General features: G+C 62.9%; 27 protein-coding genes. 4 read left to right on the top strand and 23 right to left on the bottom strand.

Annotated elements, in window-relative coordinates:
- Positions 1 to 28 precede the first annotated feature (28 nt).
- Positions 29 to 1,303, bottom strand: coding sequence for an MFS transporter (locus tag OC71_RS26325; RefSeq protein ID WP_041074904.1), 1,275 nt, complete (start codon positions 1,301 to 1,303; stop codon positions 29 to 31).
- A gap of 118 nt (positions 1,304 to 1,421) precedes the next feature.
- Here OC71_RS26325 and OC71_RS26320 point away from each other — a divergent pair, with 118 nt between their 5' ends.
- Positions 1,422 to 2,324 (top strand): LysR family transcriptional regulator, encoded by a 903-nt coding sequence (locus tag OC71_RS26320; RefSeq protein WP_041074902.1) that lies wholly within the window; start codon positions 1,422 to 1,424, stop codon positions 2,322 to 2,324.
- 105 nt (positions 2,325 to 2,429) lie between these two features.
- Here OC71_RS26320 and OC71_RS26315 read toward each other — a convergent pair whose 3' ends face one another.
- Positions 2,430 to 2,867 (bottom strand): hypothetical protein, encoded by a 438-nt coding sequence (locus OC71_RS26315; protein ID WP_041074900.1) that lies wholly within the window; start codon positions 2,865 to 2,867, stop codon positions 2,430 to 2,432.
- A gap of 117 nt (positions 2,868 to 2,984) precedes the next feature.
- On the opposite strand from OC71_RS26315, the gene OC71_RS26310 reads away from it, so the two are divergent.
- Positions 2,985 to 3,290 (top strand): type II toxin-antitoxin system RelE/ParE family toxin, encoded by a 306-nt coding sequence (locus OC71_RS26310; RefSeq protein ID WP_041074898.1) that lies wholly within the window; start codon positions 2,985 to 2,987, stop codon positions 3,288 to 3,290.
- Entirely contained in the window at positions 3,287 to 3,574 is a 288-nt protein-coding gene (locus tag OC71_RS26305; RefSeq protein WP_007943750.1) for an addiction module antidote protein, read from the top strand. Before OC71_RS26310 ends, OC71_RS26305 begins: the two co-directional genes overlap by 4 nt.
- A 52-nt stretch (positions 3,575 to 3,626) precedes the next feature.
- Here OC71_RS26305 and OC71_RS26300 read toward each other — a convergent pair whose 3' ends face one another.
- The 21 genes from OC71_RS26300 to OC71_RS26200 form a co-directional block, all read right to left on the bottom strand.
- The gene (locus OC71_RS26300) at positions 3,627 to 4,436 is read right to left on the bottom strand and encodes a hypothetical protein (RefSeq protein ID WP_041074895.1); all 810 of its coding nucleotides are present in this window, start codon (positions 4,434 to 4,436) and stop codon (positions 3,627 to 3,629) included.
- Positions 4,437 to 4,461: 25 nt separating this feature from the next.
- Entirely contained in the window at positions 4,462 to 5,688 is a 1,227-nt protein-coding gene (locus OC71_RS26295; protein WP_041074893.1) for a beta-ketoacyl-ACP synthase, read from the bottom strand.
- The gene (gene fabG / locus OC71_RS26290) at positions 5,688 to 6,416 is read right to left on the bottom strand and encodes a 3-oxoacyl-ACP reductase FabG (RefSeq protein ID WP_041074891.1); all 729 of its coding nucleotides are present in this window, start codon (positions 6,414 to 6,416) and stop codon (positions 5,688 to 5,690) included. The genes OC71_RS26295 and fabG overlap by 1 nt, the downstream gene beginning before the upstream one ends.
- Complete coding sequence (locus tag OC71_RS26285) at positions 6,409 to 6,873, bottom strand: hotdog family protein (protein ID WP_041074889.1); 465 nt, start codon at positions 6,871 to 6,873, stop codon at positions 6,409 to 6,411. Before OC71_RS26285 ends, fabG begins: the two co-directional genes overlap by 8 nt.
- A complete protein-coding gene (locus OC71_RS26280; protein ID WP_041074887.1) occupies positions 6,870 to 8,066 on the bottom strand; it encodes a beta-ketoacyl-[acyl-carrier-protein] synthase family protein in 1,197 nt (398 codons plus the stop codon). The genes OC71_RS26285 and OC71_RS26280 overlap by 4 nt, the downstream gene beginning before the upstream one ends.
- Positions 8,063 to 8,671, bottom strand: coding sequence for a hypothetical protein (locus OC71_RS26275; RefSeq protein WP_174377217.1), 609 nt, complete (start codon positions 8,669 to 8,671; stop codon positions 8,063 to 8,065). Before OC71_RS26275 ends, OC71_RS26280 begins: the two co-directional genes overlap by 4 nt.
- Positions 8,671 to 9,396: a class I SAM-dependent methyltransferase gene (locus tag OC71_RS26270; protein ID WP_041074885.1), complete on the bottom strand. Its 726-nt coding sequence runs from the start codon at positions 9,394 to 9,396 to the stop codon at positions 8,671 to 8,673. The genes OC71_RS26275 and OC71_RS26270 overlap by 1 nt, the downstream gene beginning before the upstream one ends.
- Positions 9,393 to 10,640: an NAD(P)/FAD-dependent oxidoreductase gene (locus OC71_RS26265; protein WP_041074883.1), complete on the bottom strand. Its 1,248-nt coding sequence runs from the start codon at positions 10,638 to 10,640 to the stop codon at positions 9,393 to 9,395. The genes OC71_RS26270 and OC71_RS26265 overlap by 4 nt, the downstream gene beginning before the upstream one ends.
- Complete coding sequence (locus OC71_RS26260) at positions 10,627 to 11,790, bottom strand: hypothetical protein (RefSeq protein ID WP_041074881.1); 1,164 nt, start codon at positions 11,788 to 11,790, stop codon at positions 10,627 to 10,629. Before OC71_RS26260 ends, OC71_RS26265 begins: the two co-directional genes overlap by 14 nt.
- Positions 11,787 to 14,126, bottom strand: a complete 2,340-nt coding sequence (locus OC71_RS26255; protein ID WP_041074879.1) for an MMPL family transporter — start codon at positions 14,124 to 14,126, stop codon at positions 11,787 to 11,789. The genes OC71_RS26260 and OC71_RS26255 overlap by 4 nt, the downstream gene beginning before the upstream one ends.
- Positions 14,110 to 14,712, bottom strand: a complete 603-nt coding sequence (locus tag OC71_RS26250; RefSeq protein WP_041074877.1) for an outer membrane lipoprotein carrier protein LolA — start codon at positions 14,710 to 14,712, stop codon at positions 14,110 to 14,112. Before OC71_RS26250 ends, OC71_RS26255 begins: the two co-directional genes overlap by 17 nt.
- On the bottom strand, positions 14,709 to 15,134 hold the full coding sequence (locus OC71_RS26245; protein ID WP_041074875.1) for a thioesterase family protein: 426 nt from the start codon (positions 15,132 to 15,134) through the stop codon (positions 14,709 to 14,711). Before OC71_RS26245 ends, OC71_RS26250 begins: the two co-directional genes overlap by 4 nt.
- Positions 15,127 to 16,671, bottom strand: a complete 1,545-nt coding sequence (gene hutH / locus OC71_RS26240; RefSeq protein WP_041074873.1) for a histidine ammonia-lyase — start codon at positions 16,669 to 16,671, stop codon at positions 15,127 to 15,129. Before hutH ends, OC71_RS26245 begins: the two co-directional genes overlap by 8 nt.
- Complete coding sequence (locus OC71_RS26235) at positions 16,652 to 17,599, bottom strand: glycosyl transferase (protein ID WP_041074872.1); 948 nt, start codon at positions 17,597 to 17,599, stop codon at positions 16,652 to 16,654. Before OC71_RS26235 ends, hutH begins: the two co-directional genes overlap by 20 nt.
- Positions 17,596 to 18,330 (bottom strand): glycosyltransferase family 2 protein, encoded by a 735-nt coding sequence (locus OC71_RS26230; RefSeq protein WP_041074871.1) that lies wholly within the window; start codon positions 18,328 to 18,330, stop codon positions 17,596 to 17,598. The genes OC71_RS26235 and OC71_RS26230 overlap by 4 nt, the downstream gene beginning before the upstream one ends.
- A gap of 128 nt (positions 18,331 to 18,458) precedes the next feature.
- Entirely contained in the window at positions 18,459 to 20,138 is a 1,680-nt protein-coding gene (locus OC71_RS26225) for an acyl-CoA synthetase family protein (RefSeq protein ID WP_041074870.1), read from the bottom strand.
- A complete protein-coding gene (locus OC71_RS26220) occupies positions 20,135 to 20,680 on the bottom strand; it encodes a membrane protein (protein WP_041074869.1) in 546 nt (181 codons plus the stop codon). The genes OC71_RS26225 and OC71_RS26220 overlap by 4 nt, the downstream gene beginning before the upstream one ends.
- On the bottom strand, positions 20,677 to 20,931 hold the full coding sequence (locus tag OC71_RS26215; RefSeq protein WP_041074867.1) for an acyl carrier protein: 255 nt from the start codon (positions 20,929 to 20,931) through the stop codon (positions 20,677 to 20,679). Before OC71_RS26215 ends, OC71_RS26220 begins: the two co-directional genes overlap by 4 nt.
- 9 nt (positions 20,932 to 20,940) lie before the next feature.
- Positions 20,941 to 21,216, bottom strand: a complete 276-nt coding sequence (locus tag OC71_RS26210; protein ID WP_041074865.1) for a phosphopantetheine-binding protein — start codon at positions 21,214 to 21,216, stop codon at positions 20,941 to 20,943.
- The gene (locus tag OC71_RS26205) at positions 21,200 to 22,006 is read right to left on the bottom strand and encodes a 1-acyl-sn-glycerol-3-phosphate acyltransferase (protein WP_041074863.1); all 807 of its coding nucleotides are present in this window, start codon (positions 22,004 to 22,006) and stop codon (positions 21,200 to 21,202) included. The genes OC71_RS26210 and OC71_RS26205 overlap by 17 nt, the downstream gene beginning before the upstream one ends.
- Positions 21,982 to 22,701, bottom strand: a complete 720-nt coding sequence (locus OC71_RS26200; protein WP_041074861.1) for a beta-ketoacyl synthase chain length factor — start codon at positions 22,699 to 22,701, stop codon at positions 21,982 to 21,984. Before OC71_RS26200 ends, OC71_RS26205 begins: the two co-directional genes overlap by 25 nt.
- A 362-nt stretch (positions 22,702 to 23,063) precedes the next feature.
- Here OC71_RS26200 and OC71_RS26195 point away from each other — a divergent pair, with 362 nt between their 5' ends.
- Positions 23,064 to 23,834 carry a ParA family protein gene (locus OC71_RS26195; protein WP_041074859.1) on the top strand — a complete coding sequence of 257 codons (771 nt, stop codon included), beginning with the start codon at positions 23,064 to 23,066 and terminating at the stop codon, positions 23,832 to 23,834.
- Positions 23,835 to 23,941: the final 107 nt, after the last annotated feature.

The following is a 23,941-nucleotide window of genomic DNA, read 5'->3' as shown; positions in this document are numbered from 1 at the left end:
AGCTGCCGCAGGCTGCGATCTTTTGCTTTTAAGCTTTCACACCACCAAGTGGCGGCAACTTCGCCAGTTTCAACGCCACCAGCAGCGCCACCAGCAACAGCGCACCAATGAACAAGCCAATCCCGTTCCAGCCGCCCAGATGCCAGAACACCCCACCCGCCGTACCGGCAATGCTGGAGCCGGCGTAATAACTGAACAGGTACAACGACGACGCCTGACCCTTGGCCTTGGTCGCGCGCCGGCCGATCCAGCTGCTCGCCACCGAGTGCGCGCCGAAGAAGCCGAACGTGAAGATCAGCATGCCGACGATCACCAGCAACAGCGGTGTGAACATCGTGAGCGCAAGGCCGGCGAACATCAGCGCGATGGTCGCCCACAGCACTTTACGCCGTCCCAGTTTGTCCGCCAGCGAACCGATTTTGGCCGAACTGTAGATGCCCGACAGGTACACCACCGACAGCAAGCCGACGAACACCTGATCGAGGTTGTACGGAGCGGCCAGCAGGCGATAGCCGATGTAGTTGAACAGAGTGACGAACGCGCCCATCAGCACAAACGCTTCAAGAAACAGCAGCGGCAGGCCGGCGTCGCGAAAGTGCATGGTGAAGCCGTCGAGCAGGCTGCGCGGATGCAGCGAGCGTGAGCGGAAGTTGCGCGATTCTGGGAGGATCTTCCAGAACACTGCCGCCGCGACCAGCGCCAGGCCACCGATCACCAACATCGCCGTGTGCCAGCTGACGAAGTCGATCAACACTCCGGTGATCAATCGTCCGCTCATCCCGCCAATCGCGTTGCCGCCGATGTACAGGCCCATCGCCAGGCCGATGTGTTGCGGGTGGATCTCTTCGCTCAGGTAGGTCATCGCCACCGCCGCTAGGCCGCTCAACGACAGGCCTATCAGTGCGCGCATGATCAGCACGCCGTGCCAGCTCGGCATCATCGAACTGGCAATGGTGCACAGCGCGGCGGCGAACAGTGCCGCGACCATCACCGGTTTGCGACCGATGCGGTCAGAGATCGGCCCGGTGATCAGCAGACCGAAGGCCAGCATGCCGGTCGCCACCGACAGAATCAGGCTGCTCTGCGCGGCGTTGATCGAATACTCGTGAGACAGCAGCGGCATCATCGGCTGCACGCAATACAGCAAAGCGAAGGTCGCGAAGCCACCGCTGAACAGCGCGAGCACCGTGCGCATGAACATCGGCGTGCCTTTTTCGATGTAGATCTCTTGCAGCTCGGCGATGACATCGTCCGCCGCGGCAGGCGGAACTTCATGGGCAAGAGGGGCGGCGGCGGTTTTCACATCAGACCTCGGAGGGCACGGCCAGGCAGGCAATGAAAAAATCATATAGCTGGCTAATGTTTCTATCCAATATATTGTTCGACCTGTTTGATAGCTTTAACGACCTAATGGGGTGTCCATGGAATTGCGTCATCTGCGCTACTTCATCGCCGTCGCCGAAGAATTGCATTTCGGCCGCGCCGCACAGGTGCTGGGGATCTCTCAGCCACCGCTGAGTCAGCAGATTCAGGCGTTGGAGCAAGAGGTCGGCGCGCGGTTGTTCGAGCGCACCAATCGTCGGGTCGAGCTGAGCGAGGCCGGCCGATTGTTTCTGGAGGAGGCGCGGCTGGTGCTGGCGCAGGTCGACAAAGCGGCAGACGTCGCCCGGCGTGCGCAACTCGGTGAACTGGGCGAATTGAAAATTGGCTTCACCTCGTCAGCGCCGTTCAACTCAACCATTCCACAGGCGATTTTTTCGTTTCGCCAGCGTTTCCCGGCAGTGCACCTGAACCTGCGGGAGATGAGCAGCACCATGGTCGCGGACGCGCTGGTGGATGAGTCGATCGAAGTCGGCATCATGCGTCCGCTGGGTTTGCCGGATTCGCTGAGCGTGGTTGAGCTGATGCGTGAGCCGCTGGTGGCGGTGCTCGGCTCCAAACATCCGTTGGCGCAAGGCAGCGAGGAAGGGCTGTTCCTCTCGGCGCTGGCGCTGGAGCCGTTCGTGTTCTTTCCTCGCAGCTACGGCAGCGGGCTGTATGCGCAACTGCTCAGTCTGGCCCGCGATGCCGGGTTCAGCCCGCATTTCGCCCAGGAGGCCGGTGAGGCGATGACCATCATCGGATTGGTCGCAGCGGGGCTGGGGGTTTCGGTATTGCCGGCGTCCTACCAGCGGATGCGCATCGACGGCGTGGTCTATCGACCTCTGCTCGATCCGGAGGCGGTGTCGGCGGTGTGGCTGGTGCAGCGCAAGGATCAGAAATCGCCGATGGCCAAGGCGTTTGTCGAACTGCTGACGCGTAAAGTCGAACCTTCAAACGCTTGATTGCTGCGCAATCAAATCGCGAGCAGGCTCGCTCCCACAGGGAAACGCCTTCCAAGGTGGGAGCGAGCCTGCTCGCGAAGGCGTCAACTTAAACATCAACGCCCCTCAGGGCAACCGCACCAGATCCCCCTTCAACGCCACCCGCGTCACAAACACCCCGGCCCGGCACTCATAAGTATTCAAATCCTTGCGCACATGCTGGTCGTAATAACTGACGATATTGACCACCGCATTCGCCCCGACCCGCTTGGCGTCGGCCTGCAACTTGATCAGGTTCGACTGCAGCACCCACTCGCAGGAATCGTGATCGCTCTTGTTGAAGCCGTTGGTCTTCAGATCACTGACCACATCCCGGCGCAACAAGCGCTGCGTGCCCTGCGGCCCGTTGCCGATCAGATAGAACTTCACACTGCCATCCAGTCGCCCGGCGCGCATGGCATCCGAGAGCACGGTTTCGAACGGCATGTACATCAGGTTGGTGGCGTGGCTGGCGCTGGGCAATAGCCCGAGGAGTGCGGCGGCGATCAGGGCTTTCACTTGCATGGTCATCTCCTTGACTTTGCGAGTCAGCATTCAACGATTTATGGAGTGTAGACACCGTACGTCGGTGCAGAAAAAACCGTCTGGTACATGTGTAGCTCAAGGGCTACACTCTCGGTCATGCCTGAGATCATTCGAAGTTCAACATTCTCCAGCTGGCTTTTGAAGCTGGCTGACAGCCGCGCCAGGATGCGTATTCAGGTGCGCATTGATCGTATGGCCGATGGGAATTTTGGTGATGTCAAAGCCGTCGGTGAGGGGCTCAGCGAAGTCAGAATTGACTATGGCCCCGGATATCGAGTCTATTTCATGCAACAAGGTCGGCAAGTGGTCATCCTCCTTTGTGGTGGAGACAAGAGCAGCCAACCCCGAGATATCAAGCAAGCCAGGCTCATCGCGGAGTCTTGGCAGGAGCAAAACCCATGACCGAACAATTCACTCGTTGGGACTCAGCCGAGTACCTCAAGACAGAAGAGGACATGGCCAATTATCTGGATGCCTGCATGGAGGAGGCTGGAGATGATCCTGCCTTTATCGCCAAGGCACTGGGCACCATTGCGAGAGCGCGAGGCATGACCCAAGTCGCACGTGACGCCGGGCTGTCTCGAGAAAGTCTCTACCGTGCACTGTCAGGTGAAGGAAATCCTGAGTTTGGAACGATTCTGAAAGTGGTGAAGGCGTTGGGCTTGAAGTTACATGCCAGCACTTGAGCTGAACTGAATAGCAAAGGGCGCCGCAAGGCGCCCTTTGTCGTTTCTACTGTCAATCAACGTGGGCCAAATCCCCACGCAACGCCACGCTCGACACCACCAGACCGGCGCGGCACTGGAATTTCTCGGTGTCCTTGTACAGGTCGCGCTGGTCGACGCTGGCGATGTTGATCACCGCGTTGGCGTCGGCTTTTTTCGCGGCGTTCTGCAGGGTGGCGAGGGCTGATTGCAGGGCCCAGAAGCAGGCGTCGGTGTCGGATTTGTTCGAGCCGTTGGTTTTGCGGCTGCTGCTGACGGTGTCGAGTTTGCGCACCTGTTTTGGCAGGGTTTCGCCGGCCAGGTAGAACTTCACGCTGCCGTCCAGCAGACCGGCGTCGGTGGCGCGTTTGACGCCCTCGCGAAAGCTCAGGTAGGTCGGCTCGTCGGCGCCTTGCTTGACGATGCCCAGGTCGTTGACGAACTCGATGTCCGGGTTGATCGACAACTCCTTGAGCACGTTGTCGCGCAGGCGGTTGACCCAGCGGTTGTAGTTGCCGTGGATCTTGCCGTCCTTGGCGTCGAGGCCGTAGCTGCTGCGGTAGTCGATTTCAAACGAGGTCGGGCTGAACGGGATGTCGACCTCGGCGTGGTGGCGGCCGCGTACCGTGATCGCCGCTTTGATCATGCCCGGGCGAACCGACTGCACCACCCACTGGCGGTCGTTGAGCGCGGTGACGATGGCGCGGCTCATCTGCGCCTGGGTGAAACCGAGGTTGGGCGAAAATTCTTCCTTGGCGTTGTAAACCGGTTTGCTGGTGCAACCGCCGAGCACCAAGGCCAAGGCCAGGGCCAGCAGGGCGGCGATGCGGTGAAACTGAGTCATTCCCTTCACTCCAAACGTGTTGCGGTCAGTGCCAGCGGCGGAAAATCAACGAGGTGTTGACGCCACCAAAAGCGAAATTGTTGTTCATCACGTAGTCGTGATGCATCTGGCGGAATTCGCCGCGCAGGTAATCGAGCTTGCCGCAGTGCGGATCGACCTCGTCGAGGTTGAGCGTGTGCACATACAGGTCGCGATTCATCATCTCGATGCTGAACCACGACTCCAGCGCGCCGCAGGCCCCCAGCGTGTGGCCGAGGAAACTCTTCTGCGAGCTGATCGGCATGTGTTCGCCGAACAGACTGCTGGTTGCCAGTGTTTCGGCAATGTCGCCCTGTTCTGTAGCGGTGCCGTGACCATTGACATAACCGATGGCGTCCGGCGTCAGCCCGGCGTCTTCCAGCGCCAGCTCCATGGCGCGGCGCATGGTGACCTGTTCCGGGCGCGTGGTGTGCTGGCCGTCGGCGTTGCTGCCGAAGCCGACGATCTCGGCGTGGATCCGCGCACCCCGAGCGAGCGCATGCTCCAGCTCTTCGAGCACCAGCATGCCGCCGCCTTCGCCGATCACCAGACCGTCGCGGCCCTTGTCGTACGGACGCGGGCTGGTCTGTGGCGCATCGTTTTTCAGACTGGTGGCGTAGAGCGCGTCGAAGACCATCGCTTCGGTCGGGCACAGCTCTTCGGCGCCACCGGCGAGCATCAGCGGCAGCCGTCCGAACTTGATCGCTTCATACGCGTAGCCAATGCCCTGACTGCCGCTGGTGCAGGCGCTGGACGTCGGGATCAGGCGCCCGGTGAGGCCGAAGAAGATGCTGATGTTGGCCGCGGTGGTGTGCGGCATCATCCGCACGTAGGAGTTGGCGTTGAGACCCTCGGCCACCGAGTTGAGCAGCATGTTGCCGAAGGCCTTGATCTCGTCGGTGCTGCCGGTGGACGAACCACAGGCCACGCCCATGCGCCCGTCCTTGATCGATTCATCGCCGAGCAGGCCGGCGTCGGCCAGTGCCTGTTCTGCCGCGCCTACGGCCAGCCGCGAAACCCGGCCCATGCTGCGCAGTTGCTTGCGGGTCCAGTGCGCCGGGACGAGAAAATCATCGATCGGCCCGGCCAGACGGGTGTTGAGTTCGCTGAAACGGTCCCACTCGTGCATGCGGCGAATGCCGCTGCGGTTGGCCGCGAAGTTGCCGGCGATGGTCTGCCAGTCGCTGCCCAGCGAGGTGATGCCGGCCATGCCGGTGACGACGACGCGCTTCATCAGCACAAGCCTCCGTTGACCGCCAAAACCTGACGGGTGATGTACGAGGCTTCCGCCGACATCAGGAAATTCACTGCACTGGCAACCTCTTGCGGGGTGCCCATGCGTTGTGCGGGGATCATTTTCATCAGTTCTTCCACCGGCACGTTTTCATCCAGCATCGCTGTGTCGATCAGGCCCGGTGCGACGCAGTTAACGGTGATTTTGCGCTTGCCCAGTTCGATCGCCAACGCCTTCGCAGCGCCGATCACTCCGGCCTTGGAGGCGCTGTAGTTGACCTGGCCCCGGTTGCCGATCAAACCCGACACCGAGGTGATGCAGACGATCCGACCGGCGGCGCGACGACGGATCATCGGCATCATCACCGGGTGCAGGACGTTGTAGAAACCGTCGAGGTTTGTGCGCAGCACCACGTCCCAATCGTCATCGCTCAACGCCGGAAAAGCGCCATCGCGGGTCAGGCCGGCGTTAAGCACCACGCCGTAATAAGCGCCGTGGGTTTCGACGTCAGCTTCAAGGATGGTTTTGCAGGCTTCGCGGTCGGCGACGTCGAATTGCAGGATGCGCGCGTGACGGCCCAGCGCTTCGATCTCGGCCTGCACCGCTTGCGCTTCGGCAACGCCGCTGCGGCAATGCAGGACGATGTCGTGCCCGGCCTGTGCCAGACGCAAGGCAATGGCGCGGCCGATACCACGGCTGGAGCCGGTGACCAGTACGGATTCAGTCATCGTTCGACTCCCTGGTTTGTTCAAGATATTGGCTGGGCTGCGGCGGGCGGAACACGTTCAAACGTGCGCTGGCCTCGATGCCGGGGGCGTTGATGTGGCATTCGAAAACACCCATGCCGTTGTCGTCTTCCAGCGAACGGATGCCGTGGATGGTCAGTTCGCTGCCGGCCGGAAACGCCTCGACGTTGCACTCGAATTTACGTGTCCCGAGGAGGAAACCCAGCGCGACCGGGTTGCCCTTCTGCCGTGCGTGGCAACCGGCGAAGGCGGCTACGCTTTGCGCCATCAACTCGATGCCGACCCACGCCGGCAGGCTGCCGTCTGGCAGGTTGAACAAACCGTCGGGCTTGACGGTGAGGCGGGTGTGGATCTGCTCTTCGTCGAAGCTGAGGATGCGGTCGATCAGGATCATGTCGCCAGCGTGGGGCAGCAGTTCGGCGAGCGGCCAGTCATTCATGGAGCGTCTCCGATAATCAGGCTGACGTTGTTGCCGCCGAAGGCAAACGAATTGCTCATCAGGTAGCGGGGTGCAATGGACGACAGGCGTTCGCTCGCGGTCACCCACTTCAGCGCCGGCAAGTCGGGGTCGGGCTGGGCGTCCCAGACGTGTGGCGGCAAGGCTTGTTGCGGGTTGTCGGCGCTCAGGCTCAGCCAGCAGAACGCTGCTTCCAGCGCACCGGCCGCGCCGAGGGTGTGACCGGTCATCGGCTTGGTCGACGAGCAGGCCACGCCGTCGGGAAACAGCGTGGCGACTGCCAGACTTTCCATTGCATCGTTGTGCTGGGTCGCGGTGCCATGCAGGTTCAGGTAGCTGATGTGCGCCGCTTGCAACTGTGCGCGGCTCAAGGCTTTCTGCATGGCTTGCAGGGCGCCGCGACCGCTCGGTTCCGGCGCGGAAATATGGTGCGCGTCGGAGCTGGCGCCGCTGCCGAGCAGGGCAATGGCCGGGCCGTCGCTGCGCTGCTGGCTCATCAGAAACAGCACCGCCGCTTCGCCGATGTTGATGCCGTTACGGTTGGCCGAGAACGGATTGCAGCGCTGGTCGGACACCGCTTCCAGCGCGCTGAAACCGTTGAGCGTCAGTTTGCACAGGCTGTCGACCCCGCCGCACAGCACCGCGTCGCACAGGCCCAGATCAAGCAGGCGCTGTGCGCTCATCAACGCCCGCGCACTGGACGTGCAGGCGGTGGAAATCACGTAGGCCGGGCCGCTGAGCTGCAGCCAATCGGCGAGAAAGTTCGCCGGCGCGCCGAGTTCCTGTTGCCGATAGTCGTACTCGGTAGGGAACTGCTGCTCGCGAAGGTAGTGCGCCAGCCCGCGGCTGGCCTCGTCGATCCCCGAGGTGCTGGTGCCGAGCACCACGCCGATGCGCTCGCGACCATACGTCTGGATGGCCCGGTCGATGTCCTCGCGAATCTGCAGCGCGGCTTCCAGCAGCATTTGATTGTTGCGGCTGCGCTGGTCGGTCAGTTCGGCCGGAACAGGCGCCAGCTCACCATGCACCGCCGCCACGGGCAATTCACGCTCGGCAACCCAGCCGGACTCGCGGCGCATGCCCGAGCAGTCACCGGCAAACAGGTTCTGCGCGACCTGTTGCTTGTCGCGGCCCAGCGCGCAGATCACGCCGAGGGCATTGAGGTAGGCAGTCATGGCGTCGGCTCACCGAGAGGAGAAACCCGATAGTGCGGGCCTTGGGGCAGATTCAATTGGAAACTCAACGGTTGTGCATAACGGATCGTCCAGCGCCGCGCCAGCGTGCGTTGCTCGCCCTGCTGCTGCGCGGTGGGGTAAGTGCGCGCCAGTTCGCCGGACGGGGTCAGGGCGAACAGCAGCGCGGCAAACAGCTCCCGGGCTTCGGGATTGGGCGGCAGCAGCCCGTCGGCCTGCCAGCGCCCGTCGATCAGTTGCTGACGGGCCTGGGGAATGCCCAGCGGATCCATCATCGACCAGCGGATGCCGGGGCCTTCGCGCTGGATCACCAACAGCCAGTCCTGACGCTGATCGGCCTGTTGGCGCTCGATGTGCAGTTGCAGCGGTAACGGCAGCGTCGGGTCGCTCGCGGGCAGCGGGGCCTGGCTGGCGCAACCACTCAGCAAAGCAAATGCCACCAAAATCAGCCATACCGCAAACCTTGTGGGAGCTGGCTTGCCAGCGATGGCGGCGGCACATCCAGCATTTTGGTTAACTGACACACCGCTATCGCTGGCAAGCCAGCTCCCACAGGGGTTTAGCTGTGCTGATCGAAAGTGGTACATCAGATGGATTCCTGCAATGGCTTGCGGGCGACAACGTTCACCAACGTTTCCTCACGCTCGCCAAACGGCTTCGGCCGGCGCAATCCGAACCGTTCCAGCAGTCCGAAATCCTTCGACCGGCTCCACCACAAATACGGGTACGAAACATTGCGCTCGCCAAACTCGAAACCCTGCTGGCGAATCATCTCCAGGTACTGCGCCGCGCTCTTTTGCACCTGCATCGGATGGCGGAACAGCCAGCGGATCACCCAAGTATCAATGTATGCCTCGGTGGACTCGGCGAACAGCAGATAACCACCCGGTTTGAGCACGCGGTAGAACTCGGCGAGGGCTTTTTCCTGCTCGACCAGATGATGAAAGGTCTGGTGGCAGAACAGCAGGTCAACACTGGCATCGGCCACATTGAGCGTCGCGCAGTCGCTGCCGATCAGCTCGACGTCGAAGCCCTGCCGCGCCGCTTCTTCGGCGCTCAATTGCAGGCTGTGCGGGTCGGCGTCGACGCCGATCAGATGCTGTGGGGCGAAGGTCTGGTGCAGGTGGCGGAACGATTTGCCCTGACCGCAACCAGCGTCCAGCAGCACCGGATTGGCCGGCAGCGAATCGCTGAACAATCCGCGTAAATCGTTGATCGCCACGCGCAGCACATGGTGCTGCCAGGTGTGGCTGCGCAGGAACCAGAAACCGAAGCGGGTTTCCTCGACGTAGCTGTCGCTCAAGTAATTCATGGGGCGTCCTTTGCACAAAGTTCGGAAATCATCTTCAACCGGCGACGCGCTTCGCTGACGAACGGGTTGCGCTCATCCCAGGCGTAACCGGCGAGGATCGAGCAGATCATCCGGCGGATGTCTGCCTGGCTGTCTTGATAAAAAATCACGTCCTGAAAGGTGCCGGCATACCAGCCCTCGACGTAGCAGCGGAAGGTGTCGACGCCACGTTTGAGCGGCTCGGCGAACTCGCGCTGCCAATCGACGATTTCCCCCTGCAACTGCCGGTGAAGGACGGCGGCGGCCATGCTCGCCGAACGCATGGCGATGGTCACGCCGGAGGAGAACACCGGGTCGAGAAATTCCGCCGCGTTGCCAAGCAGGGCGAAGCCCGGACCGTGCAGGGTTTTCACATTGGCCGCATAACCGCCGAGGGTACGCGCCGGGGTGTCCCACACCGCGTTGTTCAATACAGCGGCGAGGCTCGGCGTTTCGCCGATGAAACCGCGCAGGCAGGCATCCAGATCGCTGTCGCGCCCCTTGAAGTGCTCGGCAGCAGCCACCACGCCCACCGAGCAGCGCCCGTTGCTGAACGGGATCGTCCAGAACCAGATGTCGCGGTGCTCGGGATGAGTAGTGACGAGGATCTTCTCGCGGTCGAAGGCCGGGTTATCGATGTGATCTTCAACGTGGGTGAATACTGCCTGGCGCACCGGGAAATTCGACGGCGCTTCCAGATCAAGCAAACGCGATAGCACGCGCCCGTAACCGCTGGCGTCGAGCACAAAGTCCGCTTCGATGCGGTACTCGCTGCCGTCTTCGCGCAGCACGTCAAGCTGCGGTCTGGCCCGGTCGAAATCGACGCGGACGATGGCATCGCCGTAACGGAATTCGGCACCCTGCAATTCAGCCTGATCAGCCAGCAGCTTATCGAAGTCGGCGCGCTGCACCTGGAACGTGGTCGGCTTGCCTGCGGTGAAGGTGTCGCTGAAATCGAAGGCGCTGTAGCGCTCGCCCCAAGCGAAGGCGGCACCGGTCTTGCGCTGGAAACCGGCGGCATTGACGGCGTCGAGCATGCCGGCTTCTTCGACGAAATCCAGGCAATGGCTGAGCAGGCTTTCACCAATGGAAAACCTCGGGAAATGCTGGCGCTCGATCACCAGCACATCGTGGCCCTGGCGCTTGAGCAACGCGGCGGCGATGGCCCCGGAGGGGCCCGCGCCAATGATCACGACCTGACGGGGTTCCATTTCAACGATTGGCACGTGAGCTCCCGGGCGCAGTGGCGCTGGTTTTCATAGGCGCGCGGTGCAGGCCGATCAGGGCCGGCAACAGCGTCGCGATCAGGCCCATCAGCATCAGCGCGAAGTACAGCGCCGGGCTGATCAGCTGTTGTTGCAGCAACAGGTTGAGAAAGACGATTTCGCTCAGGCCGCGAATGTTCAGCAACACGCTTTCGCGCCAGCGGCTGGCGCCTTCGAACGACGCACCGGCCCAGCCCAGCCCGAGCCAGTTGCCGAGCAGTTTACTGGCAATCGGCAACAGCAGCAGCGCCGCCCATTGCACCGCGCCAAGGCTGGCCAGGGCGCTGTGCACGTCGATCTGCACGATGCCGAAGGTCAGGATCAGGGGGATCGCGATCCACGTCTGCAAACGGCTCATCCACCGCGCCGGCAATGGCAGCACCAACGGCACTTTCAGCAAGGCCATGCACAGCAGATAACCGATGCCGAAAATCAGCGCGTTGAGTTTGTAGTGCTCGGCCAGCACCAGCAGCGCGAAGAAGCCGAGGCTGTAGGTCAGCGGACGACGCACGCGCAGCAGATGCAACAGCACTGGCACGCAGGCCAAGCCGAGTGGCAGCAACAGGCTGCTCAAATGCAGGCTGCCCTGAGCGAGACCGAACAGCGTCCAGCAGGTCAGGTCGATGAGGATTGCCGTTTGTACCAGGCGCCGGGTGGCGGCGGGCGGGTAGTCGATGTGGCGCAGGTACAGGTACAGCACCGGGATCGCCGTGATTGCGAACACCAGCCCGATTGCCAGCGAGTTCAGCCACGGTTGCGCCGGCAGCAGCCAGCAAGCGACGGCCAGACCGCAGGCGAACGGCACAGCGAAACTCGGCACGGCGATTTTCACGCTCTGGCGGTCCAGCCGCAGGTCGATCACATCACTGAGAATGTGCCCGAGCAACAGCGCGAAACTCAGGCTGTAGAGGTCTTTCAACCACCCTGGCGCAATCAGTTCGGCGCCGCTGAGTTGCCAGCCCGGCTCAATCCAGAAGTACATCAACAGCGGCAAACCGAAGCTGGCCAGCAGCAACTGGCTGACGATCGGGATCAGGCCGAAGTGCCGACCGATGCGGGTCGCTATGGCGAACAGCGCCAGGGCCATGAACCAGAAGCCGACGACCGTCACGCTGCCGGCTCCGCGACGCTGGTGCTGTGGACGTGGCGTCCGGCCCACGGCGCGAGAATGAAGCTGAAGGCCAGACCGAGGCTCACTGCCAGGCCAAAATTGCTCACCGCCGGCGTACTGGAAACGGCCAGCAGACCGAACGACAACCAAGTCGTCAGCGCCGCCAGCAGGGTGCCCAGCAGACTCACCGCCGCACCGCCAACCTGTTCACGCATCAGGATCGCGTAATCGACGCTGATCGCCGTCACCAGCAGCAGGCCGAACAGGCTGAACAGGGTCAGTGGCTGACCGAGCCATCCGAGGCTGGCAAGGCTGCACAGCGCTGCCAGCAGCGGCAGGGCGACGATGCGCAACGCGCCACCGAAACCGAACGGCACGATCAGCACCAGCACGATCAACACGCAGGAGGCGAGTTTCAGTTCGGCGGCGCTGATCTGGGTCGCGGCAAACACGTTGTTCAATTCACCGAGCCGATCGACCAGCATCACCCCCGGCAAGTCCAGCGCCTGCACCCGCAGCAGGGACGGATTGTTCAGGCCCTGCAGGCTGGTCATCGCCGCTACGCCGTCAGCGGTCGGGCCGAGCCACAGCGTGCGGTAGGGTTCGCCCAACGGCCCGGCCAGTGCCGCGTCGATGTCTTCGGCAGGCAGACTCTGCAACTGCTGCAACTCGGTTTGCAACGCCGCGAGCGGCACGCCGAGGTCGAGCAATGGCTGCCAGTGTTGCGGCAGTTTGCTCAGCGCTTCGCGAACCTGCTGTTGCTGGCTCGGCGGACTGAGCAACTGATCGAGGGCCAGATAGCCTTGCAGTTTGTCGAGGTTGACCAGTTGCTGCAGGCGTTCGCTCAGCGCGGCCTGACGCTCCAGCAACTCCTGCTGATTGGCCCCGCGCACCAGAAAGAACTGGCTGGTCGGCTGATAGCCGGTGATGCGTGCGATGGTCTGCGCCTCATCGGTCAGGCGTTGTGGCGCGCCGACCCATTGGCGAATGTCGTTTTTGCTTTGCAGCTGCACCAGACCGCCAGCGCAGAAGGCGATCAGCAGCGCCAGCAGCACCGGGGTGCGTACGTGTTCGAGCAGGTTTTCGCGCAGTTGCACCAAGCGCTCGGCCAGGCGCAGCGGCCATTGCGCCGGTTGCAGCTCAACGTTTTTCAGCAGGGCCGGCAGCAGGCACACCGCCGACAGATACGCGCCGAGCAAGCCGGCAGCGGAGAACACCGCGATTTGCGTCAACGCCGGAAAGGGCGTCCAGGCCAGCGCCAGATAACCGATGGCGCTGGTGATCAGGCTCAGCGTCAGCCCGGACAGGGTCAGGCGCAGCGCCGGCCAACTGCGCCACGGCTTGAGGCTCCAGCTTTTCGACAGATAGTGCAGCGGGTAATCCACCGCCACGCCGATCAGGCTGGAGCCGAGCACCAGCGTCATCACATGCATGTGGCCGAACACCGCGACGCAGGCCACCGCGCCGAACAGCATGCCCACCAGCACCGGCACGAACGCCAGCAGCACCCGCCAGCGACGAAACGCCAACAGCAGCAACAGCAGAATACCGAGGGTGGCGCCGCCGCCGACCCAGGTCATTTCGCGGGTGGCTTGCTGCTGACCGTTGGCGGCGTACAGCAGACCGCTGGCGGCCAACAGTTGTACATCGGATTTCGCCGCTTGCTCGCGACTGTGCTGCAGCAGATCGGCGACTTTCAGCGGCAGGTTCATGTCGAAGGCATTGCCGGTGGTGCGCGCGCGCAGCAGCACCCAGCTCTTGCTATCGGCATCGGCGACCAGTGCGCCGCTGCCGATGTCCAGTTGCACCGCGCCGTGTTTCGGCTGGCTGTTCTGGATGCGCCCGGTCAGGCCCAGCCAGTCGTCCTGGCTCGGTACCAAGGTGAAACCGTTGAACGGGTCGAATAGCGCCTGCACCCGTTGCTGAATGAACGCATCGGGATGCTCGGTCAGCAGTTGCCGGTCATCCGCCGAGAGCATCGCCAGCCGCCCTTGCAGCAGTTGCGTACGCAACGCCGGCAGATCCGCCTGCAGGTTCCACTGGACCTTTTCGAACAGACCGCTGGCCTGCCATTGCTCGCCGAGGGTTTGCGCCATGGCCAGCGCTTGCTGGCGATCGGCGTGCCCGACCAGCACCAGCATTTCCCGATTGAGCGGCTCCTGCATGCGCTGTTCGGCGCGCAGTTCGAGGGCGTCAGGGTTGGTCCCGGGCACCAGTTCCATGAGGTTGGCCGACAGCGGCGCACCGTCGCGCCACTGCCACCCGGCCAGCGCGACAACCGCCAGCAGCAGGATCAGGAACAGCCACGGCAGCCTGCGTTCACTCGGCAAAGTCATGTTGCTCCGCTTCGCTCAACGGCTGGTTTGCAGTGCTGTCCTGCATGCGCAACACGGTGCTGTCGCCCTGGGTTTCCAGCAGTTCGATGGTCTGTACCAGCTCACCACCGTTGATATTGATCTGATTGAACACTTGCTTGAGCAGCACCGAACGCGGGGTCAGGGTGAGTTTCCACTGCTGTGCGTCGCCGCTCAGGGCCAGTTCGAAATCCCGCTGCAAGCCGCTGCTGTCACCTTGCAGCACGGCGAGGAACAAACGGTTCTGTTCGGCCCCGGCGCTCTTGTTCGGCAGCAACTGCCAAGCGTTGCCGTCACGACGGGCGATGCCGTTGGCGGTGATGCGGTAATCCTGTTGCAACGGGGTCTTGAGCAGCCAGAGCAGACCGTGGTTTTTCGCCAGCACGAAGCTGCCCTTGCTGAGCAACGGCTGAGGCAGCGCGCGCAGGTGCTTTTCCTGAATGAACTGGCCGTGGATCACTTCCGGTTTCGCCAGTTGTACGCTGAGCTGTTGCAGGTCGAAGGCGTTGGCCAGCGTCGACACGGCGAGCAGCGCCAGCGCGCCAAAGCCTTTGCAGATCAGGTTCATCGCAGCATCCTTTCCACCGCTTCGGTGAACACTTTGGGGGAGGCCAGTTGCATCTCGCGGCTGCTGATCTCGACCGCCACCTGCACCGAGCTGGCGCGGGTCAGGCGCTCGCCGGTCTGCAGGTCGGTGATCAGGTAATTGATCTTCAAGCGGTTCTCCCACTCCACCAGACTGGCGCGCACGTTCAGGCGCTGGCCGAACACCGCGCCGCGCACATAACGCAGTTGCAGGTCGATGATCGGCCACGCGTAACCGGACTCGGACATCTGCGTGTAGTTGTGGCCGATCTGGTCGAGCAGCGCGCAGCGCGCCACTTCCAGGTATTTGACGTAATGCCCGTGCCAGACCACGTGCATAGTGTCGACGTCAAAAAACGGCACGAGAATTTCCGTGTCGGCGTGCAGCACTCCGGCGCTACGCATGCAGCCTCCAGTGTTGCTCGGCGATACGTTGCAGACACAGGCGCAATTCGCCTTCGAGTGCACGGTCTTCGATGACCGGCGGGAAGTCCTTGGCCAGCTCTTCGTGCATGGCGGCCAGCGAAGGTGGCAGCGCACGCGCGTCTTCATCACGACCGCGCAACCACACGCCTTGATTGGCCGCGAGCAACGTGGCGGCGGCGACCTGCTCGGTCAGCTCCAGCACGCGGATCGCGTCACGGGCGGCGATGGTGCCCATGCTCACCTTGTCCTGGTTGTGGCACTCGGTGGAGCGTGAGAACACGCTGGCCGGCATGGTGTTTTTCAGCGCTTCGGCGGTCCAGGCGCTGGTGCCGATCTGCACGGCTTTGAAGCCGTGGTTGATCATGGCGCGCTCCGCCGGAGCACCGGACAGGTTGCTCGGCAAGCCGTGGTTGTAGCGTTCGTCGACCAGCAACGCGAGTTGTCGGTCTAGCAGGTCGGCAACGTTGGCCACCAGATTTTTCAGGCTGTCCATGGCGAACGCAATGTGCCCGCCGTAGAAGTGCCCGCCGTGCAGCACGCGTTCGGCTTCGGCGTCGATGATCGGGTTGTCGTTGGCGCTGTTGAGTTCGGTCTCGATGAACGAGCGCAGCCAGTTCAGGCTGTCGGCCAGTACCCCGAGCACGTGTGGGGCGCAGCGCAGCGAGTAGCGATCCTGCAGGCGATGCAGCGGCGCGGTCGGCGCGTCGATCGCCAGATCCTTGCGCAGCCACGCGGCGACTTGCATCTGTCCCGGATGCGGCTTGGCGGCGAACAGACGCTCGTCGAAGTGTTCCGGATTGCCTTGCAGCGCGACCACGTTGAGCGCGGTGATGCGCGTGGCCAGTTGCAGCAGATAGTCGGCGCGGGCGTAGGCGAGGCAGGCGAGGCCGGTCATCACCGCAGTGCCGTTCATCAACGCCAGCGCTTCTTTCGGGCGCAGCACCAGCGGCTTCCAGCCGAGTTCACGATGCACGTCGGCAGCCTGGCGACGCTCGCCACGGAACCACACTTCGCGCTCGCCAGACAGGGTCGCGGCGACGTAGGACAGCGGTGTCAGATCACCGCTGGCACCCACCGAACCTTCTTCGGGGATCAGCGGCAGGATGTCGTGTTCAAGGAAGGCGTGCAGGCGCTCCAGCAGTTCGATGCGCACCCCGGACACGCCGTGGCACAGCGACTGCAAGCGCGCCGCCAGCACGGCGCGGGTGGCTTGTGGGTCGAGCAGCTTGCCCAGGCCGCAGCCGTGGAAGGTGTAGAGATGACGCGGCAGTGCCTCGACGTGATGCAGCGGCACCGCGACCACGCAGGAATCGCCGTAACCGGTGGTCACGCCGTAGATCACGCCTTCCTTGTCCAGCAGCGAATCGAGAAAACGCGCGCCCTTGGCAATTCGCTCACGGTAATCGGCGTCGCTCTGCAACTGCACGGGCGCCTGACGGTTGGCCAGGGCCAGCACGTCTTCGATGCGCAAAGGGCGTTCGCCGAAAGTTACCGGCTCATGGGTTGGCGTCGTCATCGGTCTTCCAGAAAGGGTAAAAGTTGAACCATTGGTGCGGGGCTTCGAGGCAATAGTGACTCAGGCGCTGCGCGTAGCGGGTGGCCCACTGATGAATGACCTGCTCGCGCTCGCGGCGTGTCCACGTCACGCTGTCGGCGAACGGCTCGAGGGTCAGGCGATAGTGGCCGTCCGGTTGTTTCAGGCACATCAGCAGATTGACCGGACACTTGAGCAAACCGGCCAGCAACCACGGGCCTTGCGGAAACGCTGCCGGGTGGCCGAGAAAATCCACGCTGACGCTGCGCCCGCCGTGCAACGGCACGCGGTCGCCGGCAATCGCCAGCCATTCACCGCGCTCCAGGCGTTCGTGCAGTTGCAGCATGATCACCGGGTCCAGTTCGCTGACCTGAATCAGGCGCAGATTGGTCGCGCCGGCCTCGCCCAGCAAGCGGTTGAACTGTTCGGCGTGCTTGGTGTGCACCAACACGTTCATGGTGACCTTTTCGCCGATCTCGGCCAGTGCGCGGCAGACTTCGAGGTTGCCCAAGTGCGCGCCGACCAGCAGTTGTCCGCGACTGCCGCGCAGCTGATTGCGCAGCAGTGCCGGGTCGATGATTTCGATTTGCTCGATGCGCAGCTTGCCGTTCCACACGTCGAGCTTGTCGAGCAGCGAATCGGCGAACGCCATGAACTGGCGGAACACGCGCCAGTAACTCGGGCGCAATTCGCCGCGGTTGCTCCAGTCAGCCAGCCGTTGCTGGTATTGCCAGGTACTGTTGCGCGCGGTACGGCCGAACAGGAAGAAGTACAGGACGATGCCGTACAGCAGCGGACTGAGCAGGCGTCGGCCAAGCACTTTGGCGGCGACTGCGGTGAATTTCATCAGCAGGAAGCTGCCGCGCTCTTCTCGGTCGGCCCAGTGCTTCTTGTCGGTTTCGACGCTCATGTGCGCCACCGTCGCCAGAGGATGACGGGCAGGCGCAGCAGCATGCCGAAGAACAACCGGGTATGCATGCTGGAAATCAGCGCGTTGTCGTGGAACAGGCGGAAGTGCGAGACGCCGTCCAGCGGGTAATGCACGCTGGTCTGCAGCCAGCGCATCGGCTGGTTGCGCCACGCCAGGCGCACGAGGATGTCGGAGTCGAAATCCATGCGCTTGCCGACCCGTGCCGAGTCGATCAGCGCCAGCGTCGGAGTCAGCGGGTAGACGCGAAAGCCGCACATCGAATCGCGGATCTGCAGCGACAGCGTGTTGATCCAGACCATCACATGAGTCAGATAACGCGCGTACAAGCGGCCCTTGGGCACGCTCTCGTCAAACAGCGGATAACCGCAGATCATGGCGTCCGGGTGGGCGCGGGATTCCGCGACGAAACGGGCGACGTCGTGCAGGTCGTGCTGGCCGTCGGCGTCCACTTGCAGGGCGTGGGTGAAGCCCAGACGCGCCGCTTCGCGCAAGCCGGTCATCACCGCGCCGCCCTTGCCCTGATTGAGGGTCAGGCGCACCAGATGCACCTGATCACGCTCGGCCAGCGCATCCAGCACGCGCGCGCACGACGGCGTGCTGGCGTCGTCCACCAGAATGCACGGCAGGCCTTGGGCGAGCAGGGCGTCGACCACGGTGCCGATCGCGGTTTCATGGTTGTAGACCGGAATCACGGCGCAAGGGTTATGCATTGAACACATCCCCACTGTGGCGAGGGAGCTTGCTCCCGCTCGAGTGCGCAGCACTCGCTCGCAGTTTTGCGTGAACCGGGTTTGGGGCCGCTGCGCAGCCCAGCGGGAGCAAGCTCCCTCGCCACAGGTTATGCATCGGCGGCTCCTAGCAGGAGGCGTCCGCTGGAGCAGGTCGCGGTGTCATTGCGGTAGGCGAAATACAGCTTGCCGCGCTCGGGATCGAAACGCAGATGCAGTTGGACTTCATCGCCCGGGCGCACCAGTTGCTGGAATTTCAGCACTTCCATGCCGGCAAATTTGCCGGGCAGGTTCAGCAGTTGTCGGCCGAGGTTCAGTGCCCATTCGACCTGCACCACGCCCGGCAGCACCGGGGCTTTGGGGAAGTGGCCGCTGAAGTAGGCCAGATCCGGTGGAACACTCAATTGCAGGCTCCACTCGCCGTCGGTTTCGACTTGCTCCAGCACTTCTGGCGCTTTCGGCCGTGGCGCCAGCAACAGTGCTTCGATGTCGGCCTGGGGCAGTTTGCCCTGGCTGTTCAGCGGCAGTTGCCGCACCAGACGCCAGCGCCGGGGCAAGGCCAGCGCTTCGCAATGCTGGCTCAGGTGCTTGCGCAGGGCTTCGGTCAGGCTGCGGCGGCCGTGTTCACGCAAGGCAAACAGGCCGGCGTCGCTGAGCACCAGCAAGGCGCCGAGTACTGCGCGGTTTTCCTGAACCACGCCCAGCCGTGCTTCGGCGACCCAGTCATGGGCGCCCAGTGCCTGTTCCAGCATCGGCAGGGAAATGCGCTTCTCTTCGAGTTTGACGATACGGTCCAGCCGCCCAAGCAGCTCGAAACGCCCGTCGGCAGCGATGCACACAGCGTCGGCGGTGTGTTCGACATGCCCCGCCGGCAAATAGGGGGAAGCGATCAGCAGGGCGCCGTCGCTGTCCTGGCTCAGTTCAACCCCGGCGAAGGGCTGCCACAGGCTGGCGCCTTGGCGCCAGGCGATGCCGCCGGTTTCCGAGCTGCCGAGGATTTCGGTCGGCCACTGTTGCAAGCGTTGCTGCAGGCTTTGCGCCGCGTCTGCGGGTAATGCGCCGCCGGAGGAAAACACCCGGCGCACGACACTCAGTGCCGGCCAGTCGAGGTTGTCGCCCATGCGCTTGAGCAGCGCCGGGCTGCCGACCCAGGCGAAGGCCGGATGTTCGCGGCTGGCGCGTTGCAGGTCTTCCGGGAACGCCAGTTGCCTGCGCACGAACGGCCGTCCCGCGCACAGCGGCCACAGCACGCGGAACAACAAGCCGTAGATGTGCTGAGTGGCGACACTGCCGATGATCCAGGCTTCACCCAGATCCGCCCCCCACAGCTGCTCCAGGGCTTCGACCTCGTTGGCCAGTTGGCGCAGGGTCTTGTCGATACGCTTGGGCTCACCGCTGGAGCCAGAGGTGCACAGGCTCAGGCGGCACTGGTCGAGATCCAGTTCTGCGCCGGGCAGGGCAGGCTGCAACAGATCGCTCAGGTGTGAATCATCGGAGTGATCGCTCAGCCACAGATCGACTTCGCTCGACCAGCGCTGGCGGGTCTGCGCTTGCAGGTCCGCGGGCAACAGGACGCTGACGCCGGCGCGCCAGGCCCCGAGCAGGGCGATGGCGAGGTCGGCGGCATCTTCCAGGTGCAGCGCCATGCGCTGCACGCCGCGTGCCTGCAGGCCGGCGGCAATGCTTAGCGCCTGCTCGCGCAGTTGCGCATGGTCGAGGGCCGGGGTGTCGGTGATCGCTCGCCCCGGCAGGGCCTTGAGCAACAGTTGCTCAAGTTTTATCCAGTTCATTTACGGCCTCTTACCCGTTGTCGTATCAGCCATTCAATGGCAAACATCAGGCCGATCAATCCGTAGGAGATCAGGCCGGTGTACAACATCCACCAATGCAGCGGCGCCCACAGGGTCAGGAGCGCGGCGCACAAACCGTTGCAGAAGAAAAACACGCTCCAGGCCACGGTGACCTGACGCGTGTAGCGGATCGCCTCGGGCGGCAGTTGCGGCTCGCGCAGTCGTGCCAGGCGCTCGACCATCGGCGGGCCCCATTTCAGACTCAGGCTGAACAGCACCAGCATGAAGCTGCTGATCAGCACCGGGTACCAGCGCAGCAGCAGCGGACTGTCAAACAGCGCCAGCAGCAGGCAGAACACGATCGCCACGCAGGCCATCCACAGACTGCCTGGCTTGCGCTCGCCAGTCAGGGCGCGCGCCAGCCACAGGCTACCCAGCAGCAGCCCGAACTGCCACGGGGCGAAGTGCTCCATGCCGAAATACACCGCAAAGGGGTACAGCAGCCCCGCCAGCAGCAGGCCGAGGCCGATCAATCGGCTCATGCGGCCGGTTGAACCAGACGGTAGACCGCCTCGACCACGTCACCGACGGTGCGCACCGACTTGAATTCCTCGGCGGCGATTTTCTTGCCGGTCTGGCGTTTGATGTGATCGATCAGATCGACCGCGTCGATGCTGTCGATCTCCAGATCCTGATACAGGTTGGACTCCAGGCTGATGCGCCCCGGATCCAGTTCGAACAGCTCGACCAAGGCATCGCGCAGGGTGTTGAAAATGTCGTCACGAGTTTGCATGGTCCGGTCTCAAGCTGCCTGTTTTGCCGTGACGAATGCCGCAAGGCTCGCCACGTTGGTGAAGTGGTTACGGGTGTCTTTGGCGTCGGCGTCGATCTTGATGCCGTATTTTTTCTGGATCGCCAGACCCAGTTCCAGCGCGTCGACAGAATCCAGGCCCAGGCCTTCGCCGAACAGCGTCTGTTCGTCACCGATATCGTCGACGCTGATGTCTTCGAGGCCCAGGGCATCGATGATCAGCCGTTTGATGTCGCGCACCAGGCCAGGGTTATTCAGATCGCTCATCTTCGGCGAGCTCCTTAATGAAGTAAGAGTGCAAATAATCGTTGAGCTTGCGCGAGGCCTGCGGTGCGGGGCCTTGCGTGGCGAAAGTCTGTGGGTCTATATCGGCCCCGACACGAAAACTGAAGTGCACGCGGCGGTGGGGGATCCGATACCAGGGTTCGGCCTTGGTCAAGGTGGTCGGATTGACCTTGATGACCACTGGCGTAAGGATTTTCGCACCGCGCAGGGCAATCGCCGCCGCCCCCCGATGAAAGGCGGGCGCCTGACCGGGCTGAGTGCGCGTGCCTTCGGGGAAAATGATCAGGGTCTGGCCGTTTTGCAGGGACTCGGCGGCGGCGTCGAGCATGTCCATGCTGCCGTCATTGCTGATGTATTCGGTGCGGCGCAGCGGGCCACGGGTGAACGGGTTTTCCCACAGGCTTTTCTTCACCACGCAATTGGCCTGGCGCACGAGGCCGATCAGGAACACCACGTCGATCAGCGACGGGTGGTTGGCGATGATCATTTGCCCCGGGCGACCGAGACGTTCCGCCCCTTGAATGTCATACGTCAGCACACCGGTGCGGGCCATGAAACGGACGAAAAACCAGAACAGCCGACTGACGGTCTGCCGTGCGCGCTGACGATGTTTCAAGGCATCGCCGGGCAGGCAACCGAGCAGCGGAAACACCAGCAGGCGCAAGCACAACCCGCCCAGCCCGAACAGCGCGAAACTTGCGGCGGTGGCCAGGAGGCGCCAGTAGTAGGCGTCGCGGTTTTTCTCGGTCACGGGTTGCGTTGCCAGGTCCATACACGATTTTTCCAGGCATGTTGGCAATGGGTTTGCTGACCGAGCAGGGTTCGCAACAGGTTCAGTGCGTGTGGCCAGTGCGCTTTGGACACTGCTTCCTGGCCGCTGTTCAAGGTCAGCCGCCAGTCGGTACCGGGGGTGAGCAGCAAACCGACCGCGTAAGGGAACGGCACGTCGTCGATCCACTGCGAATAGGCTTGGGGCGGCTGTTCTTCGGTGATGATCAGCAGCACCGCCGGAGCGCCTTCATCGAGCAGGGCGGCCGCTTCGAGAATGCCATGTTCCAGGCCATCGCCTGCGGCCGCAAGGGCCGTCATTTCGCTGGTTTCGCCGCGCATGATCGACCACAGACCGATGATCGCGTTGTGCACCGACAGGCTGAACTGCGTCGGCGATAACGGCTCGTCCTTGGCCAGGTCACTGAGGATCTCGAAGGTGCGCGGGGTTTCGCCGTGTCGTGAAACAAACACCAGCGGCAGGTTTTCCCGTCCGTCGGCCAGTGGCCAGCCGACACTGAACGCCATGCGCGCCAGACGGCTGAGGCGCCGGCGCTGCATGGCGGGCAGAAACGACACATCGGGCGCGGCATCGCTGTCCGGGAGTACGACCGGTTGTCGGCTCCAGGCCTGCCACGCGTCCACGCTGTCGAGCCCCGGGGCCCATGCGCGCCATTGGGCGATGTTGAAGTTGATCACGGATGTTCATCCCGCCCCTGCGGGCTTTTTATGACGCTTTGAGTCGCCAAAGCCGCGGCTGACCTGATGTGGCGCTCGGCGCCGGGTGGCGCGCATTATCCCGGTGCGACGAGTGTGTAGCAAATGTTGGTTACGTTTTGCGCAGCAAAATGTACCGAGTGGTCCGCAGAAAAACTGTCACTTGGCCATTATCCGGATCGTGCCGGATTTGTCTGTCGGACCTGTCAGCGCACACGGCAGGTTTTTGCCCTCTGTGCCCGCTGATTTTTGCACCTGACTCTGTAGTCCGCGTCGTTGAAGGTAGCGAAGCGCACGCACAGGCAACTACACTCGGTCATTCTTTGATACACGGAGGTTTTGTCATGCGGCGCGTGGTGTTCAATCAGAAAGGTGGTGTGGGCAAATCCAGCATTGCCTGCAATCTGGCGGCGGTGAGTGCCAGCGAGGGCTATCGCACGCTGTTGGTCGACCTCGATGCCCAGGCCAACTCCACTCAGTATCTGACCGGGCTCACTGGCGATGACATACCGATGGGCATTGCCGACTTCTTCAAACAGACCCTGTCTTCCGGGCCGTTTTCGAAGAAAAACCAGGCCGACATCTACGAAACCCCGTTCGACAACCTGCACATCATCACCGCCACCGCTGAACTGGCCGATCTGCAGCCCAAGCTTGAGGCCAAGCACAAGATCAACAAGCTGCGCAAATTGCTGGATGAGTTGGACGGCGAATACGACCGGATTTATCTCGATACGCCGCCAGCGCTGAACTTCTATGCGGTGTCGGCGCTGATCGCTGCCGATCGGGTATTGATTCCCTTCGATTGCGACAGCTTCTCGCGTCAGGCGCTGTACGGGCTGCTGGCGGAGATCGAAGAGTTGAAGGAGGACCACAACGACGGCCTGGAAGTCGAAGGCATCGTGGTCAACCAGTTCCAGGCCCGGGCCAGTCTGCCGCAGCAGATTCTCGATGAGTTGATTGCCGAGGGCTTGCCGGTGCTGCCGGTGTATCTGAACAGCTCGGTGCGCATGCGCGAGTCGCACCAGGCCAGCACCCCGCTGATCCACCTCGACCCACGGCACAAACTGACGCAGCAGTTCGTTGAGCTGCACAACCTGCTCGAAGATCACTGATTGCCGGATTGCACGCCACCCTCCTGTGGGAGCGAGCCTGCTCGCGAAGCGGCCAGCACGTTCAACATCTCGGTTGACTGAACGGGCGCCTTCGCGAGCAGGCTCGC

This window comes from Pseudomonas sp. W15Feb9B (assembly GCF_000828175.1).
Classification (GTDB): Bacteria; Pseudomonadota; Gammaproteobacteria; order Pseudomonadales; family Pseudomonadaceae; genus Aquipseudomonas; species Aquipseudomonas parakoreensis.
Note: the sequence above shows the minus strand (reverse complement) of the source record. Positions and strands in the feature narration are given on the sequence as shown.